Annotated in this window: 19 protein-coding genes and 2 pseudogenes; 7 read left to right on the forward strand and 14 right to left on the reverse strand. The window is 58.1% G+C overall.

Annotated elements, in window-relative coordinates; all coding sequences use genetic code 11:
- Positions 1–180: 180 nt before the first annotated feature.
- From AC13QO_RS24145 to AC13QO_RS24160, 4 genes are all read right to left on the reverse strand, one after another.
- Positions 181–372, reverse strand: coding sequence for a hypothetical protein (locus AC13QO_RS24145; protein ID WP_157131527.1), 192 nt, complete (start codon positions 370–372; stop codon positions 181–183).
- A gap of 183 nt (positions 373–555) precedes the next feature.
- Positions 556–1,650 carry a glycosyltransferase family 4 protein gene (locus AC13QO_RS24150; protein ID WP_488542077.1) on the reverse strand — a complete coding sequence of 365 codons (1,095 nt, stop codon included), beginning with the start codon at positions 1,648–1,650 and terminating at the stop codon, positions 556–558.
- 621 nt (positions 1,651–2,271) lie between these two features.
- Positions 2,272–2,490 carry a tautomerase family protein gene (locus AC13QO_RS24155; protein ID WP_488542078.1) on the reverse strand — a complete coding sequence of 73 codons (219 nt, stop codon included), beginning with the start codon at positions 2,488–2,490 and terminating at the stop codon, positions 2,272–2,274.
- A 28-nt stretch (positions 2,491–2,518) separates the two neighbouring features.
- Entirely contained in the window at positions 2,519–3,259 is a 741-nt protein-coding gene (locus AC13QO_RS24160; RefSeq protein ID WP_488542079.1) for an SDR family oxidoreductase, read from the reverse strand.
- A 102-nt stretch (positions 3,260–3,361) separates the two neighbouring features.
- Between AC13QO_RS24160 and AC13QO_RS24165 the strand changes: the two genes are divergently transcribed.
- Positions 3,362–4,255 (forward strand): LysR family transcriptional regulator, encoded by an 894-nt coding sequence (locus tag AC13QO_RS24165; RefSeq protein ID WP_488542080.1) that lies wholly within the window; start codon positions 3,362–3,364, stop codon positions 4,253–4,255.
- Between the two features lie 592 nt (positions 4,256–4,847).
- Here the strand turns inward: AC13QO_RS24165 and soxR are convergent.
- Positions 4,848–5,282, reverse strand: coding sequence for a redox-sensitive transcriptional activator SoxR (gene soxR / locus AC13QO_RS24170; RefSeq protein WP_085781855.1), 435 nt, complete (start codon positions 5,280–5,282; stop codon positions 4,848–4,850).
- A gap of 85 nt (positions 5,283–5,367) precedes the next feature.
- Here soxR and AC13QO_RS24175 point away from each other — a divergent pair, with 85 nt between their 5' ends.
- The 3 genes and pseudogenes from AC13QO_RS24175 to AC13QO_RS24185 form a co-directional block, all read left to right on the forward strand.
- Positions 5,368–6,090 (forward strand): SDR family NAD(P)-dependent oxidoreductase, encoded by a 723-nt coding sequence (locus AC13QO_RS24175; RefSeq protein ID WP_488542081.1) that lies wholly within the window; start codon positions 5,368–5,370, stop codon positions 6,088–6,090.
- Complete coding sequence (locus AC13QO_RS24180) at positions 6,087–7,157, forward strand: S-adenosylmethionine:tRNA ribosyltransferase-isomerase (RefSeq protein ID WP_488542082.1); 1,071 nt, start codon at positions 6,087–6,089, stop codon at positions 7,155–7,157. The genes AC13QO_RS24175 and AC13QO_RS24180 overlap by 4 nt, the downstream gene beginning before the upstream one ends.
- A 143-nt stretch (positions 7,158–7,300) precedes the next feature.
- Positions 7,301–7,557 (forward strand): annotated as a pseudogene (locus AC13QO_RS24185) (hypothetical protein); the annotation flags it as partial.
- Between the two features lie 183 nt (positions 7,558–7,740).
- Here the strand turns inward: AC13QO_RS24185 and AC13QO_RS24190 are convergent.
- The 3 genes and pseudogenes from AC13QO_RS24190 to AC13QO_RS24200 form a co-directional block, all read right to left on the reverse strand.
- A pseudogene (locus AC13QO_RS24190) lies at positions 7,741–8,123 on the reverse strand (PIN domain-containing protein).
- Positions 8,120–8,320, reverse strand: a complete 201-nt coding sequence (locus tag AC13QO_RS24195; RefSeq protein WP_285194978.1) for a type II toxin-antitoxin system VapB family antitoxin — start codon at positions 8,318–8,320, stop codon at positions 8,120–8,122. The pseudogene AC13QO_RS24190 and the gene AC13QO_RS24195 overlap by 4 nt, the downstream one beginning before the upstream one ends.
- A gap of 381 nt (positions 8,321–8,701) precedes the next feature.
- The gene (locus tag AC13QO_RS24200; protein ID WP_488542083.1) at positions 8,702–9,625 is read right to left on the reverse strand and encodes a LysR family transcriptional regulator; all 924 of its coding nucleotides are present in this window, start codon (positions 9,623–9,625) and stop codon (positions 8,702–8,704) included.
- A gap of 97 nt (positions 9,626–9,722) precedes the next feature.
- Here AC13QO_RS24200 and AC13QO_RS24205 point away from each other — a divergent pair, with 97 nt between their 5' ends.
- Entirely contained in the window at positions 9,723–10,808 is a 1,086-nt protein-coding gene (locus AC13QO_RS24205; protein ID WP_488542084.1) for an aldo/keto reductase, read from the forward strand.
- A 604-nt stretch (positions 10,809–11,412) separates the two neighbouring features.
- On the opposite strand, the gene AC13QO_RS24210 is transcribed toward AC13QO_RS24205, so the two are convergent.
- Positions 11,413–12,063, reverse strand: coding sequence for a hypothetical protein (locus AC13QO_RS24210; RefSeq protein WP_488542085.1), 651 nt, complete (start codon positions 12,061–12,063; stop codon positions 11,413–11,415).
- A gap of 35 nt (positions 12,064–12,098) precedes the next feature.
- Between AC13QO_RS24210 and AC13QO_RS24215 the strand changes: the two genes are divergently transcribed.
- Positions 12,099–12,590: a hypothetical protein gene (locus AC13QO_RS24215; protein ID WP_488542086.1), complete on the forward strand. Its 492-nt coding sequence runs from the start codon at positions 12,099–12,101 to the stop codon at positions 12,588–12,590.
- Between the two features lie 238 nt (positions 12,591–12,828).
- Here the strand turns inward: AC13QO_RS24215 and AC13QO_RS24220 are convergent, their stop codons facing one another.
- Positions 12,829–13,068 (reverse strand): DUF2934 domain-containing protein, encoded by a 240-nt coding sequence (locus tag AC13QO_RS24220; RefSeq protein ID WP_097597907.1) that lies wholly within the window; start codon positions 13,066–13,068, stop codon positions 12,829–12,831.
- Between the two features lie 497 nt (positions 13,069–13,565).
- Between AC13QO_RS24220 and AC13QO_RS24225 the strand changes: the two genes are divergently transcribed.
- Positions 13,566–13,805: a DUF982 domain-containing protein gene (locus AC13QO_RS24225; RefSeq protein WP_097601403.1), complete on the forward strand. Its 240-nt coding sequence runs from the start codon at positions 13,566–13,568 to the stop codon at positions 13,803–13,805.
- A 475-nt stretch (positions 13,806–14,280) separates the two neighbouring features.
- On the opposite strand, the gene AC13QO_RS24230 is transcribed toward AC13QO_RS24225, so the two are convergent.
- From AC13QO_RS24230 to AC13QO_RS24245, 4 genes are all read right to left on the reverse strand, one after another.
- Positions 14,281–15,303 carry a PAS domain S-box protein gene (locus AC13QO_RS24230; protein WP_488542087.1) on the reverse strand — a complete coding sequence of 341 codons (1,023 nt, stop codon included), beginning with the start codon at positions 15,301–15,303 and terminating at the stop codon, positions 14,281–14,283.
- Between the two features lie 87 nt (positions 15,304–15,390).
- The gene (locus tag AC13QO_RS24235) at positions 15,391–15,624 is read right to left on the reverse strand and encodes a hypothetical protein (RefSeq protein ID WP_488542088.1); all 234 of its coding nucleotides are present in this window, start codon (positions 15,622–15,624) and stop codon (positions 15,391–15,393) included.
- 94 nt (positions 15,625–15,718) lie between these two features.
- Positions 15,719–16,321, reverse strand: coding sequence for a hypothetical protein (locus AC13QO_RS24240; RefSeq protein WP_488542089.1), 603 nt, complete (start codon positions 16,319–16,321; stop codon positions 15,719–15,721).
- A 206-nt stretch (positions 16,322–16,527) separates the two neighbouring features.
- Entirely contained in the window at positions 16,528–16,743 is a 216-nt protein-coding gene (locus AC13QO_RS24245; RefSeq protein WP_488542090.1) for a hypothetical protein, read from the reverse strand.
- Positions 16,744–16,815 lie beyond the last annotated feature (72 nt).

The raw sequence follows: 16,815 nt of genomic DNA on the forward strand, positions 1-16,815 counted from the left end.
AGAGAAGAAGCCGGCGAAGCCCTCAGAGAACTGGTTGGCAGGGCTATCTTAACCAATCAGGCGGAAATCCCGCAGGCAATCGAGATTTGGGACGCCCACGGTCAACTGGCTGCCGAAGTACATATTGGTGCAGCGATACCCCAAATCGTAAATCGAAACCGAGATCGATAGCGCCGGTAATCAGTTGATCTTCAAACCGGTGTCGCAGCCACCCACAGGCATCGGTTGCGGGGAAGCCGCTAGATGCTGGATGACGATCACTCGAAAAAGCGACTTACCGAAGTTGGACTCGTTTAGGCAGCGGCGGCGCGGCTGAACCCGGTTGGAAGAATTGAAAGCGCGTGCAGCGAATAAGGCGCGGCTATCGGTCATCTGATATCCTTTGCCATTTGTTCTGAACAACCTTCATCGGGGGAGAGCACCCCTTCGTCCCAAGACAGATACGAGAAAGGTCGCGCCAGCTGGCGAGCTCCCACAGCAACGACCTCCTCCGGATTAAAGAAGACGACCGGGGCATTGCCCGCGTATTCGAATGACCCCTACCTCTCTTCGCCATCATGCAGCGGTCTGCACCCCGAGAGCAGCCCTGGTCGCACGGCGCATGCGTGCACCATGGGTACGTACACCTGGCAGAGTTCGGTAGATTTCGAGATAATCGCGCGCCATGCGCTTTGCAGAAAAGCGCTTTTCGAACGTTGCGCGAACTCTGCGGCGGTCCAGGCGCAGCGCTCGGTCGATGTTTTCCACGGCTTCGGTGACTGTATCGACGATTATGCCGGAGACACCGGCGTCAATCACTTCCGGTACGGAACCGCAGCCAAACGCAATGACTGGGGTGCCGCATGCCATAGACTCGATCATCACCACTCCGAAGGGTTCTGGCCAGTCGATCGGGAACAGCAATGCACCGGCATTGCCGAGAAACTCCGCCTTTTGATGTTCGTTGATCTCTCCGACGAACTCCACGTTTTGATGGCTCTTTACCAGAGGCTCGATCACGGTTTCCCAGTAATGCTTGTCGACATTGTCGATCTTCGCCGCGATCTTCAGGGGGATCCCTGCTTTAGCAGCGATCTGGATGGCTCGATCGGGTCGCTTCTCCGGCGAGATGCGCCCGAGGAAAGCAAGATAGTTTCCTTTCGGCTTTGCGGTGAAGGGTAGAATCTCGTCCGAGAGCCCATGGTAAACGGTGCCGGCCCAGTTGACCGGCGGCATGGGCTGTCGCTGATTGTTTGAGATCGACACCAGCGGTATGTCCGGGAAGGCTTGGTAGAATGTTCGAAGGTCCGGTAGATCCAACCGTCCGTGCAGCGTCGTCACGGTTCGGTCTGCGAAGTCCATAATCAATGGGAAATGCAGCAGATCAATGTGGAAGTGTAGGACATCGAATTCGTGTGCCCGGCGGCGAACCTCCTCCAGCATGGCAATATGGTGCGGCACGTGGTCCCTGACTGCTGGATTGAGACGCAGGGCGATGCGCGAGCACGCTACCAGTTTGGCGTCAGTAACAGAGTCGCCGCTGGCGAAAAGCGCGACCTGGTGGCCCTGACGGACCAGCTCGTCTGTCAGATAAGAGACGATGCGCTCCGTTCCGCCGTAAAGCTTCGGTGGGACGCTTTCAGCAAGGGGTGCGATCTGGGCGATCTTCATCGGAAAGCCTCCTCGAATGAGCGGAGCATCCTCTTGGATGCCGCGCGATCATCAGATGTAGAACTTGAACTGATGCGCCGCGTTCCGTAATCCTTTTCCATTAGCCGAGTTGGCCTGAAAGTTGAATCGGGGCGCCGCGACGGTTCCTTGGCTGATGAGGATCAAAGGTCAGGTATCCTGACGAGAAATCGCAAGCTTTGTTCGATTGAGCGCACATGGCTGTCGGGGCAGGGATTCGAACCCTGCGTCACAGCTCGAAAGCTGGAAGCAACCTCGGACACCCGAGGGATGGGGAGAGCGCCACGCTCCGATTACGCTTACGCCCGACTACCGCATTAACCCCCAGGGCCTTGTGTTTGTTCCTTGGTCGCGGACCATGCCAATAAGAACATGAGGCAGTCGAAAGCTGCTGAGCAACCTGCAAGAGTAACCAATCCGCCCGCCAACTAGACTGCTGCCACCGTGTCCCTGGTGCGAACATCCCCCTCATAAATGCCGACAACTGCCCCGTTGCAAGAATTGCGGTGGCAGGTCACGCTCCTCGCGTCTTCAGACCGCACCCTCTGCCCTGGTTAGGAGAACTGGTGCAGAACCTCCGCACCAGCTCCGAGCACTCCGGGATCAACCGTCTTCTTTGACGCGATAGGCATCCGGAAGGATGAAAATCTCGTCGGCACGCCCGTATCCGCCGTCCTTCACTTCCTCGATCAGTACCATTGTGTGTGGCCGTGCCGCCTCGGAGAAGTACTCCACCAGCATGTCGGTGGCGCGGTGCACGATTTCTTCCTTCTGGTAGCGGCTAAGCGCGCCCTCGGGTGTCTTTATGTTAACGAATGGCATTGGAATCTCCTTTCTTGTGGGTTCTGCTTCAGATCATGCCGCCATTGGCGCGTAACACCTGACCGTTCACCCAACCGCCTTCCGGGCCGGCCAGGAAGGAAACGACTGAGGCAATGTCATCCGGTTGGCCCAGGCGCCCGAGCGGAATGGTACCAACGATTCTCTGGACCAGCTCGTCGGGCTTGCCGGACATGAAGAGTTCGGTCTCGACGGGACCGGGCGCCACCGCATTGACGGTAATGCCGCGCCGGCCGAGTTCCTTCGCGGCGACGTGCGTGATCGCCTCGACGGCGGCTTTGCTTGCCGCATAGACGCCGTAAGTCGGCCCGTAAGCGCCGACGACGCTTGAAGAAAAATTGATGATGCGCCCACCATCGCGGAGCCGACGGGCTGCTTCGCGAACGGCGCGGAATGTCCCTGTGAGGTTTGTGGCGATCTGCTGCTCGAAACTCGCGTCGTCCATATCGGCAATCGGAGCCAACTTTATTATGCCGGCATTGTTGACCAGTATGTCGGTCCCGCCGAAGCGCTCGTCGGCCGCGCTGAACAGATCGGCAGCTGCGGCTGGAGCGCTAATGTCAGCCTGCACTGCGAGAGCCTTCCCCCCGCCCGATTCAATGTCTGCGACGACCGCATCAGCCGCCTGACGGCTCTTTGCGTAATTCACCACGACGGCGATGCCGTCTTGCGCCAGCCGAAGCGCTATGGCTCGGCCGATCCCTTTCGATGCGCCGGTGACGATAGCGACGCGCTGCCCTTTGATGCTCATTGTAACCTTCTCCTTTATGACGGAACAGGAGATATCGATGGTGTCCCGGGAGAACAATCCACCAACATTTGACATGAGAATTCGTCTGTGGTGAATAAAGATATGGATCGGCTTGACCGCATGCAGCTCTTTATCCGGGTCGTTGAGCGGCGTAGCTTCGCCGCGGCGGCGTCCGACCTTGGGCTTGCCCGTTCCACGGCCACCGAGGCGATTAAAAAGCTAGAAGGCGATCTCGGCGTTCGCCTTCTTGAGCGAACGACCCGGCATGTCGCGCCGACACTGGACGGCGCAGCCTTCTACAGGCGATGTGTGGCGATCCTCGCCGAGGTGGACGAGGCGGAAAACGTCTTCCGTGACATGCAACCGCGCGGCCTGCTGCGCGTCGACGCGCACCCTTTGCTGACACGCACATTCCTGTTGCCGCGACTCAATGAGTTCCTCGATCGGTATCCTCTGCTGGACCTGCAGATCGGGCAGGGCGACCGGCTGGTAGATCTCGTCAGGGAAGGTATCGACTGCGTCATCCGCGCCGGAGAGATTTCAGATAGCGGCCTGATCATGCGTCGCCTCGGGATGATCGCTGAAATCACCTGTGCCAGCCCAGCCTATATATCAAGGCGCGGAATGCCACGCTCCCCAGACGCGATGGAGGGGCATCGCGCCGTTGGTTTCATATCGTCCCGTACCGGGCAGATCATGCCTCTCGAGTTCACGGTCGGCAACACTGTCCGTTTCGTATCCTTGCCGTGCCGGCTGACGGTCAACAACTCCGACACCATGACCGATCTCGCCCGCCTCGGCTTCGGCCTCATTCAGGCGCCGCGTTACCGCCTCCAGCGGGATCTGGACGAAGGGACGCTGGTCGAGGTCCTTGCCGACTATCTTCCTCCGCCGACACCGCTTACCGCGCTCTATCCGCAGAACCGCCAGCTTTCGCCGCGGGTGCGCGTCTTCCTCGACTGGATCGTCGAATTGTTCTCCAAAGCTGAATTCTGACGGTCGGGCGCGATCCCAAATATCCAGCTATCTCCGGAGGGCTGCCAAGACCGATTGCTCGCTCCGTGGAATAGCTAATCGAAAGGAGCAACAAGCAAGGTCTACACCTTAGAGGTATGCGAGGCGTCGGCCTTTTCGCGCGACATGGCTTTCGCCAAATGTCGCTCATCTTGCTTCGATGCGATTGAACGGTCGAACAGCGTCTTTGGCAAGCGGCGTGTCCTTACCGCTCCATAGACAGGGTTAAAGCCGATCTTGCAGCTCATACGTTGAGCTGATCACCTCATTCCACGCCCAGTTCTGGAGGAGTCGAGTCGCCAATTCGATCGCCGTTGACCTGCCACGGGTAATTTCCTCGAGATTGGATTAGAGTCCGGCCTCTTGAAGGGCGGACAAATGAAAAAGCAGAGATTTGCTGAAGTCCGGGGTCAGGAATTTGCTTTCCGTCATTCTCACCTCCTTCGGCGGCAGTGGCCCGGAGCCGAGTCGCCGAATCGTAAGCCAATCTTCATTGTGGAGGTGAAGTCGGGACATGACACAATGAATGACCGGCAAGATCGTAAGATCGTTCGGCATACCATTGGAGGCTCATTCACCCCAGCCAGTACCTCGCTCCCGGCCCTTTTCGCCCTGCCACGTCGGCAGGGTTCGCCAAGCGACATCGATCGATCGACAGGCAGCCGCAACCGATGCATTCGCCAAGACCGGACCGTAGGCGCTGTAACTCGGCTATGCGCTGGTCGATACGCTTTGCCCACGCGCTCGACAGCCGCGACCAATCCCGACGTGACGGTACGCGATCGGCCGGCAGCTTAGCGAGCTCGGCGCCGATCTCCTCAAGCGTCAGCCCGATCCGCTGTGCAAAGACGATGAAAGCGATCCGCCGCAATGCGGACCGGTGGTAGCGTCGGTGTCCCGAGCCGGCGCGCTCGGATGCGATCAGCCCACGCTCCTCATAGAAGCGCAGAGCTGATGAGGCAACGCCGCTGCGTCGCGACACGTCGGTGATGGTCAGCATCGGATCCATGCATAAATAAAAGCACGAAGCTCTCTTGACTTCAAGTTCACTTGAACTTGTAGCAGTTACGCGTACCCATTGAAGGAGCACCGCAATGCAGGCGAATATCGATCTTCAAGGACTTCGCGTAGGGATCACCGGCGGCACTTCCGGCCTCGGGCTGGCGCTTGTGCGGCAGCTTGCCGGGAAGGGTGCGAGCATTGCCTTCGTCGCCCGCACCGCCGCGAATGTCGAGCGCGTCGCAGCCGAGACGGGCGCGTTTGGCATTGTCGCCGACATCGGCAAGAAGGAAGACATCTATCCGATCGCGATGCAGATCAGTGCCAATCTTGGCGGGGTCGACGTCCTGATCAACAATGCATCGAACCTCGGTCCTGTGCCTCTGGCGCTTCTTGCCGACACGGAGTGCGAGGAGCTGGAGGCGGCGCTTGCTGTCAACCTGCTTGGCGTCTTCCGGCTGACGAAAGCTCTGTTCGGTGCGCTTGCCGCGTCCGCGCGCGAGGGCCGCGGCGCGCTGGTGATCAACATCTCCAGCGACGCGGCGGTCAACGCCTATCCCGGTTGGGGCGCATACGGCGCGAGCAAGGCAGCGCTTGCCCATCTGACGGCAATTTGGGACGAGGAGTCGAAGCCAGATGGAATAAGGTTCCTTGCGCTCGACCCTGGCGATATGGACACCCCGCTGCACGCGTTGGCGCTCCCGGACGCCGATCCTTCGAGCTTGAAAGACCCGGAACTGGCCGCTGCCGAAATCCTCGAAACGATGCTCGACGCGTTGTCGGCTCACGCTGCGCTTACCGCCGGAGCCCACGCATGATCGCCGCTGATCGCCTCGATCGGCAATCGGCCAGGCTGTTCGTCATTGAGGCGGACGGCACGATGCGCGACCTGCCGCGGGCTCACCTCGGGACGTTATTTGATCCTGGCGATCTGGTTGTCGCCAACGACGCCGCGACCTTGCCTGCCAGCCTGCACGGCACGCATCTCCAATGCGGAAAGGCGATCGAGATCCGCTTAGCCTGCTGGCTATCAGCTTCCGCTCCAGTCCGCTTCATGGCGATAGCCTTCGGCTCTGGCGATCATCGCACCCGCACGGAAGATCGGCTGCCGCCGCCTGCGCTGTCATCAGGCGATCGCCTCCAGTTCGGCTCACTTGAAGCCAATGTCGAGCGCGTTCTCGACCATCCTCGTCTTGTCGAGCTCAGCTTCCAGGGCACCCGAGCAGCCATGTTTGCAGGACTGGCGCAGCATGGCTGGCCGATCCAATACGCGCATGTTCCCGAGCCGTTAGCACTATGGGATGTTTGGACGAGAATTGCTGCCCGGCCGGTCGCGTTCGAGGCGCCATCGGCTTCCTTCGCGCTCGACTGGCGCACACTGCAAGCTTGGCGTCGTCGCGAGATTGGTTTTGCAACACTCACGCATGCCGCGGGCATTTCTTCCACCGGCGATCCCGCACTCGACTCGCGCCTTCCCTTTGACGAGCCTTACCACATCCCTGAATGCACCGTGGGGCAGGTCGCGCGGGCGCAGCTCAGAGGCAGCCGCATCATCGCGATCGGCACCAGCGTCGTGCGCGCAGTTGAAGCAGCCGCCAATCCCGATGGCAGCGTGCGTGCCGGAGATGGTATTGCGACAGGCCGCATCGGCCGTGGCACTCCGCTCCACGTCGTCGATGCGGTTCTCACCGGCGTCCACCAGCCCGGCGAAAGCCATTTCGAGCTGTTGCGCGCCTTTGCCGACGACGGCCTGCTCGCCAGCGCCTCCGCAGCTCTCACGGGATGCCGCTACCGTGCGCATGAATTCGGCGATTCGATGCTCCTCAATCGTCAACAGCGGCTCTATCGCGCGAACCTTCCCGGGGCATATGATCATCGATCTTAAGCTGCAGATGCTGTTGGAGTTTTATTCCGGCCACCGCTGATATCTTCTTGAGAGTTATTCGATCGATAGGACAGTTTGCATCGCCGTGCCTTGGCTGGCTCGCCGGCGCTGAAGCGTGGCGTCAGGTCGGTTCGAACATTGGCTCGCGCAGGGCGGTGCTCGGCGCCATCGTTATCAATGGCAGGATCTAGCAGGAAGCCGACCTGGAACACCTCGTCGCTCAGCAGCTCCTCGATCTCTCGGCCGATCTTCCTTCCCTGCCGGGCGCGACAGTGAGTTCCGGCCGCCGACCGGCCGCGGCGGCGACGAGTTCGCGCACGGCTCTCTGGGCAGTCCGAATTCTCGCGAACGGCCGGCGCCGGGGCTTCGGCTGAGAGATATGTTTATGCCGGACCTTTGATATCCATAGCCGGAGAACAAGGGCAGGAATTTTCAGTAGATTTGCTGCTGACTAATGATAGCCACTGCACCGCGGTGATTCGATTGCCATCAACTGCAAGCAGATGCTGAATGACGGGTTTGGTTCTGCTCTCATCAAGGCGACAGAGACCGGATAATCGGAAAAGTCGGACTATTTTGGTGTTTAGTTGCGGGGATGGGCGGGCTTATGCAATGAAGCGCCTGCCTTTCGGCCGCCGCCTGCAGACGCTTGTCCTTGGTCCATAATGCCGCTCGCCGATCAAGCAGTATCGAGGCGAGCAAGTGGGCATCGGTATAGCCGATGCCCATACTGAGGATGCCGTGACGGTCGATCATTGTCATCACTTCGTCGTGCGTTGCGACGAACGCTTGGCGCTGGGCTGCCAGAAATGTAATCACACGCTCGCGATCTCGAAGGCTGCCAAGCGCCGGTTCGCCGACCACAGCCGGATGGCAGAGTAGACGATCGTGCTCAATGATCGTCCGAAGCTCCGCATCAATTTGGCGAAAATGATCGATCCATATAGAAGTGTCTGCCAGTATCACTTGGTCGTCGGGCTCCGGCGACGTGGAGCTGCCTCCGCATCGGGCATAGTTCCACCGAACGCGATCAGGCGTTTTCCGGACTCTACTCGGACAAGCGTCTCCAACGCCTGGCGGACGAGAGCAGCGGTTTCTTTTGTGCCGGTGAGGGACCTGGCCCTTTCCATAAGAGTGTCATCGAGATTGATAGTCGATCGCATCGTCTATTATCCTTGTACTGATGTTCTAAATAGCACCATTTGGTGAAAATCTACGCCTAAGTCCCGCGTTGATACCTCCGGCGTCATGACAAGAATCAAGCGGCGACCTGTCGCCCGAGATAATCCGATCTGACCAGCATGGCGCGATCGTCTACTGTCACAATCAAGCCGGATTGAGGAACTCCTATCGGGGAACGTGCTTGGACTTTTGTAGTTGCGTTTGTAACCAATCCATACAGTTCAGAGAGGACCAGGGCCGTTCTGGTACAGAAAATACAGAGCGGATTGCGGCGCACGAGTGGAAGCGAAGTGGCAATTTGTGGTCTGGTGTCGCCTCATCCGGTAACACTGATCGAAGAAAGAAATAGGTGCCCCAGCCAGCTATTCCTGACTGACTTGTGCCTCTGAAGGCAGTCTGTTGCCGCGGGCAAAATCCACGAAGGCACGCAGCGGCGGCGGCATCTGACGCCGGCTGGGATAATAAAGGTGGAAGCCGGGGAAGGGGGGTGTCCAGTCGTCAAGTATGCTGACCAGCCGGCCCGCGGCGAGATGTTCCGCCACGTGATGATCGAAGAGATAAGCTATCCCGACACCATCCAGCACGGCCCGCAGCATCAGGTCGTTGTCGGTAGTACTGAGCGGCCCCGAGACGGCCACTTCGAGCTTCTCGTCGCAGCGTTCGAATTCCCAGAGATAGAGGCTGCCATCCGTCGGCCACCGGGAAGCGATGCAAGAGTGGTCGCGCAGGTCGCGCGGCGTTTGCGGCATGCCGTGGCGCGCGACGTAGCCCGGCGAGGCGATGACGACGAGCCGCATCTCACCGCCGAGCTTTACGCTTACCATGTCCTTTTCCACCATCTCGCCTAGTCGGATGCCGGCATCGAAACGACCGGCGACAATATCGGTAAGTTTGTCATCCACGATAATGTCCATGATGATATCGGGATAGGCTGCATTGAAGGGAGCAATCAACGGCGCCAGCGTATGGACGATCGCGACCCGCGGTGCGGTGATGCGCAGGAGACCGGCTGGCTTATCGCGCAGCGCCGCAACATCCGCCACCGCCCGGTCGAGATCGGCAAGCGCGGGCACTAGTCCGGCAAGCAATCGCTGGCCAGCCTCGCTCGGCGCCACGCTGCGTGTCGTGCGGTTGAGCAGACGGATTCCCATTCGTTCTTCGAGTGTGCGGATCGTCTGGCTGAGTGCGGAGGCCGACATGCCGAGCCGGGCAGCCGCGCGGGCAAAGTTGCCATGTTCGGCAACTGCCACGAAAGCCCTGAGTTCCGCATAATCGCTGCCGCGCATTATGTTCTCTTTGCTAAAGAAGTCATGTCGATAATGTAGCATTGTTATCAGTATTGGCAAGGCGCATCTTCTGTCTGCAACACAGGAGATTTATCCGATGTCAGATGAAACAACCAACACAGCGTCCCTTGACCGCTATCGTCTCCTCGGCCGTTCCGGCCTGCGCGTCTCGCCGCTCTCGCTCGGCACCATGACCTTCGGAACCGATTGGGGCTGGGGCGCCGACGAGCAGGAATCGCGTCGCATATTCGACGCCTATGTCGATCGCGGCGGCAATTTCATCGATACTGCCAATCAGTATACAGGCGGAACCTCGGAAAGACTGGTCGGTCGCTTTGCCGAAGGCCGCCGCGACGAGCTTGTCATTGCCACCAAATATACTATCACCTCACGCCCGAAGGATCCGAACTCCGGCGGCAATCACCGCCGCAGCATGGTTCGCTCTGTGGAAGACAGCCTGAAGCGGCTGAACACCGATTACATCGATCTTTTCTATCTGCATGCCTGGGACTTTACGACCTCCGTCGATGAGGTCATGAGGGGGATGGACGATCTCGTGCGTGCCGGCAAGATCGTCTATGCTGGCATTTCCGACACGCCGGCATGGCAGGTGGCGCGCATGCAGACGCTGGCGGACCTGCGCGGCTGGGCCCCTCTGGTAGCTCTGCAGATCGAGTATAGCCTGATCGAGCGCACGGTTGAGCGTGAGCTGATGCCGATGGCGCGTGAACTCGGCCTCGGCGTCATCCCCTGGTCACCGCTCGGGATGGGCGTTTTAACAGGGAAATACAGCCGTTCCGATCTTGACATCGGAGCCGGCACGGCAAGTGCCGTCGGCACCCGCAAGAATGTGGCTGCCGGCAACGGCTCGCTGAGCGAGCGCAGCCTCGGTATCGCAGATGTCGTGAAGCAGGTCGCGGCCGAGATCGGGAAGACGCCTGCGCAGGTGGCGATCGCCTGGACGCTTACCAATCCTGCCGTGACTTCTCCGATAATGGGTGTGAAGACGATGGCTCAGCTCGAAGACAATCTCGGTGCGCTCGATGTCGTATTGTCTGAGGAGCATCGCACCCGCCTCGCTGAGGCCAGCGCCGTCGTTCTCGGCTTCCCGCACGATTTCCTCGCCAAGCCACTGACGCGCGGCGTCATGTTCGGCGAAGCGACCATCGAGCCGCGACGCTGAGTACGCTCGTTCGACGCAGAAAAACGCGGCGACGGTCGAAGAATCGAACGCCGCCGCCATACACCAGCGACTGAGTTCAGCGCCTTGTCGTAACGTCCAGCTCAGGCCAGTACGCCTTGAACGTGGTGCAGCTCGCGCGACGATTTCAACGCCGGATGGCTAAGATTGCTGCCGCTCCGATGTGATAGCTTACGACGCCAGTGATTGCTTTGGTGTGCGATGCCGGAGTTTGGAAGCTTGGTTGTTGAAGGCAAGGCGCTGCTGGCCGCCGTTACGATGTCGGCCGCAGTTGCTTCCGTGCCGAGGGTAACTGTCGCGCCGACCCGCTGACTGTTTGGCGCCTCCTGATGGCGCCGATGACTCTGGAGGCGAGGGGGCGGGACGACTGAACAGTATCCGCGACGAATACGTCCGCCGCTCCGATCTCGATGGCCAAATCACATCGGCTGGAATCCAGCATCAAGGATCTTCGCGAAGAGCACCGTGAGACGTCGAAGGAAACCACCCGACGGCTCGATGCCATCATTGCGTCACTGGCGAAAAACAGCGCGTGAGTGTCGGGCGGCGACGCATCGCTTGGGCGGAAACGGGAAACTTCGACTGGTCAATGGACCGTGATTGGACTCGGAGAGGTGAGATCAATGCAGATGGCTGGCGCAGTCTCCAGATCAAGGGTCCAACAGGGTGGGATTGTCGGCTTGATTGCGTGGGCTCTGTCATAGTCCATAATTTGGACAGCCACTGGAAATGGCAGCTCTCCTGCACCCTGATCGTAGCGCATGATTGTCTTAATGAATTTCCCTGAGGTCTTCGATATCCAGATTTCTATCGCCGCACTCCATTTGTATCGGTGCCAATGTGCGGAGTAGTGAAAAGCAAGACCTTCTTCCGTTTGCGAGACGCCGAGCTCTGTACAAGACGTGAAGACTGGCAGTCCCGAATGTGCATCGAGTGGGGTACGAATAGGCAGCCGCCGTTCTTCACCCCAGCCGGCATTTTCAATTTTGTAATAGACGAGATTGTCTATCGCTCGCACTTCCACGTAAGGCCTGAGATGACCATCTTCTTGCAACTCTGATAAGGTATAGCTGTAGCGCCCGCTATTATGCATGTTTTCGTATGCACGGTTGACGGCATAGCAGGATTTATCCTCCCCATTCAGCGCCTGATGAGAAGAGCGACTATCCTCCGCGCCGTGAGCGGTTGCGATTTTGATCAGAAATAAACAAAAAGCGGCTGCAGCAATAATACGCATGGAAACCTGCGAATGAAATGACGGGTAGAGTCCCAATGATCTCACTTACCCGGAGCATTGATGTCTGGGCAATTTCATACCTTGGCGACGTCGACGTTAACCGCAAAATAGTTTCTACCACCAGGGTGAGGTGGTATGTTCGTGACGCGCCACTGAAGACGGCTAATGCCTTACCAGAGTCGCTAAAGGGACTGAAGATGCGAAGATACGTTTTTAGTTTTCTAAGAATTTTAGTGATAAACGAAGAGAAATATGGCCTTTATGCTATAATAACTGGGCTTTTAATTTCCGCCCTTGCCTGGATTCCCCTTGTTGTCTTGGCGACCACTTTGTCATCTGAGTTATCGATCGGGCCAGGGCTCGCGATGTTGTGTGTTCTTTTTATATTTTCGCCTTTCGTTATTTTGTTTTACGCTTCATTTGCTTTGTTATCTGATGAGGTTTCTGGATATTTAACGGGGCGAACGCTGATTGGAAAAGAACCTGGTTCTCTTAAGCGCAAAATTCGGCAGATGGCTGGGATCTAGAAGACATGGGAACTAAAGCGGACGACCGCGTAGCGCAGTGCCATCTTTATGTTTCGGTCCGTGAGAAACATCGAAAGTGTCGGGCCGCACGGAGACACGCTTGGAGAGCACTTCACTGGGAATTGCTGCACGACCCGACTCTTAGGTGGGCGGATTGCAAACAGGAAGGCATTCCGCTGCCATCAAAGCGGCTGATCAATGTATCTGAGACCGGTGAGGCAAGCCGCTGGCCGTTGGATCAGCCGGCCTTGGCGGGCGGGGTGAGCCAGCCGTCGCGTGGCAGTTCCGGCCGTTGCGGCTTCGGACGGAACTTCACCAGCACCTCGCGCCCGTCGACGGAGGCCTGCGTGCGTTCCAGCGCGTCCCGCTCGGCGACTGCCTGGCGCCAATGTTCGCTGTCCCGGCCGTCAGGGCGGCCCTGTTCTTCCCAGATCGCATAGGCCCGTTTGCTGATCCACTCATGGCGTCTGTCGCTCATCTATCGATTCCGTTCGTGAAAGGCGTTATTCGGCAATTCTGTCCGGCAGAACAGGCGCGCGGCGCTTGGCTGCCATCAGCAAATCGAGTTCGATCGAGGAAGGCCCGAAACGGGTGAACAGGCTCTCGACCTGGTCGCTGCGCAGTGACCTTCCTCCCGCGATCCGATGAGCTAATCAAGTTCTCTGCCTGCAGTTCCCGTACGCTGGCGGACAAAAGAAGGGGGATAGGTGGAAGCTGATGGGTCTTGGAGGGTCAGGTATTGTCGAAATAGGGGCGTCGGCGCACACCTTCATCCTTATAAAGTTCGGCACGGCGGCAATGGCGTGGGCGACCGGAAAATAGCGACGGCTGACCAAAAAGAGGCCCCGCCGAGACGAGGCCAGTTGTGATGTGGGAAAGAAGGGATCATGACGCCCTTAAAATTTCGGTATGATCGTCCGTTTGGAACAGACTCTCCTAATATACGTTGTAGGAAGCCTGCCCACGGAGGACGCCATGATCAGCATCTGGGACGCGAACGTCCAATTGAAGATAGATGATCGTGTTCACGTCATCAGGAACGCTAGAGAGGCGGTCGCGTTCTTGAAGAAATACTGGCCCGACAAGAAAAACGCGAGCTATGCGACAGCGTGGAAGGTATGCCTGGACGCGGCGCATGGCGTTGTTCCCGATACGGAAGCACGATCTGCGTTTGAGGCTGCGGCAAAGGAGGCCGGTATCCTTCAACAAACTTGAGGTCGCTTCGTTTGAAGTGAGAAACTGGATCATGCCGCCATCGGCCATCATGCGGCATTGGGCCGTGCGAAGCACCTCCGAGAGAACTGGGAATTACCTCCGCACGGCCCAACTCTGGTTTGGATTCTAAGAGGACGGGCACGTCGTTCGCGCGGTCCAGTGAGCTAACCTAATTCTTTCTCTACTGTTCCCGTACGAAGCGGGGGCCAAGGCGCGCGTACGGAAAGATCGGATCTAGATAGCTGTAAACGCAGTAACGCAACAAAGTTCCACGACCAGCGCATGGTCGTGGGAGAGAAAGCCCCGCGCGGAAGCGGGGCAGAAAGGTAAGGGGGTGTTTTGATGCGCCACTTGTGCGTCGCGCAAATAGCTTGCCTATTATTATCTTTTTTGGCAATAAACTATGCTATTGACAAATACGCAATTTAAGAGACGGGCGTTCATTATTGGTCATGGCCCAGCATCGGTCCAGACATTACATGATCGCGAGGCGCGGAAGCAAAAGCTGAATGGACACTCCCCCTGGCGTCCATGATCGCTGGATATCAATTTTAAGGCTCCGTGCTATCCTTTGCTCCAGGATGCTTCCAAAGCCACAAGGAGCTTGATTTGGCTCCGTAGTCGGCGGTCCGTTCGCTTCAACCCAAACCAATTCGATTGTGTCCGGCGAGATTGCAGTTGCGATCTCGAGGGTACCTTCGTTGACAGAGAGCGCTCCGTACTTAGCCGCGTTCGTCGCGAACTCGTGAAACAACAGCGCCAGAGAGCTGATCTTCGCTGGACCTACCTCGACGTCCCCGCCGCTCAGCGTCCATTGCCGGTTACCATAAGGTGCAAGGACATTCGAGAGAAGCTGAAACAGCGTGGCTGACTGAACCTCGACGGCCTGTTCGGTTAGACTTGGCAGCGTTATCTCGTGCGCTCGGGCCAGAGCCATGAGCCTCTCTTGGGTGCTGGCGGCGAGATCGCCGGGCGTTGCTGCGGTCCGGGCACCGAGAGTGATAATGCTGCTGATGATCGCGAACAGGTTTTTTACGCGGTGATGCATTTCCCGGAGGAGCAGTTCTCGGTGTTCGGCTGCCCGTCTCCGCTCCGAGACGTCGCGGGCAATCTTCGATGCTCCGATAATTTTGCCATTGCCGTCTCTGATTGGGGAGATCGTCAAAGAGATGTCGATGAGTTCGCCGTCTTTGCGGCGTCTTACGGTTTCAAAGTGATCGACGCGTTCACCGGCTTGGATTCTGCTAAGTATGGCGGGCTCTTCATCAAGGCGATTATCCGGGATAACAAGGGTGATGGGCTTTCCTATTGCCTCGTCTGCGGTATATCCGAAAATTCTCTCGGCGCCTTTGTTCCATGTCGTGACAATGCCGGACAAGCTCTTGCTGACAATGGCATCGTCTGACGATTCGATAATGGCCGCGAGAAAGGCCGCCGCATCATAAGCAGGCGATGCAGGCTCGGCGGTAGCCGGTCTTTCTCGATCACCCAAACCCATCTTCGCCCCTGTCTGATGTTTGATAAAGCCATCTCTCACGGTCGAAGATTATAGCATATCGCATTGCCGTTCGGTCGAAATGAATCCTCAAGCGCGGCTGCAAACCCGCGCGATCAGCAATGCCAGCTCATCACCAGAAATAATGTCATAAGATTTGTTGTTGCCGTGAACAAAGACCTCCAGGGCGTCGAGCTGGTCAGCGTGCTCGCTCGCATATTCGATAGCTTGCCTGAGAGAATCGAAGGTCTTGTTCGGAGTGTGGATTAACCAGCTATGAACCGTGCACTGAGTTGTCGTATAGACAGAGATTTTGTCCATCATTGAACACCGGTCCATCTGTGATGCAATTTAGGAGATTAATATATACCCCTGAGCAAACGAGCAGACCAACCGCAAGATGCAATCTGGTTGCTAATTAGTTAACGAAGAAGCACCGCAGCCTTGCGGGCAATTCCCTCTCCCGATATCTCAGAACCAAAATGCCCCGCAGTGTCACCGTCGAGGCCGTCAGCGAGGCGCACAGGTCGATATGGACACCCCGCTGCACGCGTTGGCGCTCCCGGACGCCGATCCTTCGAGCTTGAAAGACCCGGAACTGGCCGCTGCCGAAATCCTCGAAACGATGCTCGACGCGTTGTCGGCTCACGCTGCGCTTACCGCCGGAGCCCACGCATGATCGCCGCTGATCGCCTCGATCGGCAATCGGCCAGGCTGTTCGTCGTTGAGGCGGACGGCACGATGCGCGACCTGCCGCGGGCTTGCCTCGGGACGTTATTCGATCCTGGCGATCTGGTGTCGCCAACGACGCCGCGACCTTGCCCGCCAGCCTGCACGGCACGCATCTCCAATGCGGAAAGGCGATCGAGATCCGCTTAGCCGGCTGGCTGTCAGCTTCCGCTCCAGTCCGCTTCATGGCGATTGCCTTCGGCTCCATTTCGAGCTGTTGCGCGCCTTTGCTGACGACGGCCTGCTCGCCAGCGCCTCCGCAGCTCTCGCGGGATGCCGCTATCGTGCGCATGAATTCGGTGATTCTATGCTGCTCAATCGGCAACCACTGCTTTATCGGCGCGATCCTTCTCGGGCCACTGATCGTCGAGCATAGCTGCACATGCTTTTGGGGTTTTATTCCGACCACCGCTGATGCCCACTAGAGTGTCAGCGCCCTCTATCGTCTTCTCGTCACAGTCTATAGGACAAGCGGTCAGCTAGATGGCGATCGAACAGTTACTGTCGTCTTCGATCGCGGTACTCCCCGTGGGCAGGCGCGAGGATAGCGTGGGATTCTGCACGGTTCAGCATGTTGACCAGTTCTTCGCCCTCATCGGCGGTAAGCATGTCCATAACGAAGCCGTGGACGAGAGCTTTCTGGTCTGAAACCGTATCGATTACCGTCCAGTAGATGTTGAGGTTCTTCTGCAGGGCGTATCTCTGGTTTTGCATCGATGATACCTTTCCTGGATCTTTCGGTTGCTCGCGCGTTGCATCAACATCGATGACGTCCGTCCATTGGTG

This window comes from Rhizobium sp. CNPSo 3670, assembly GCF_057784555.1.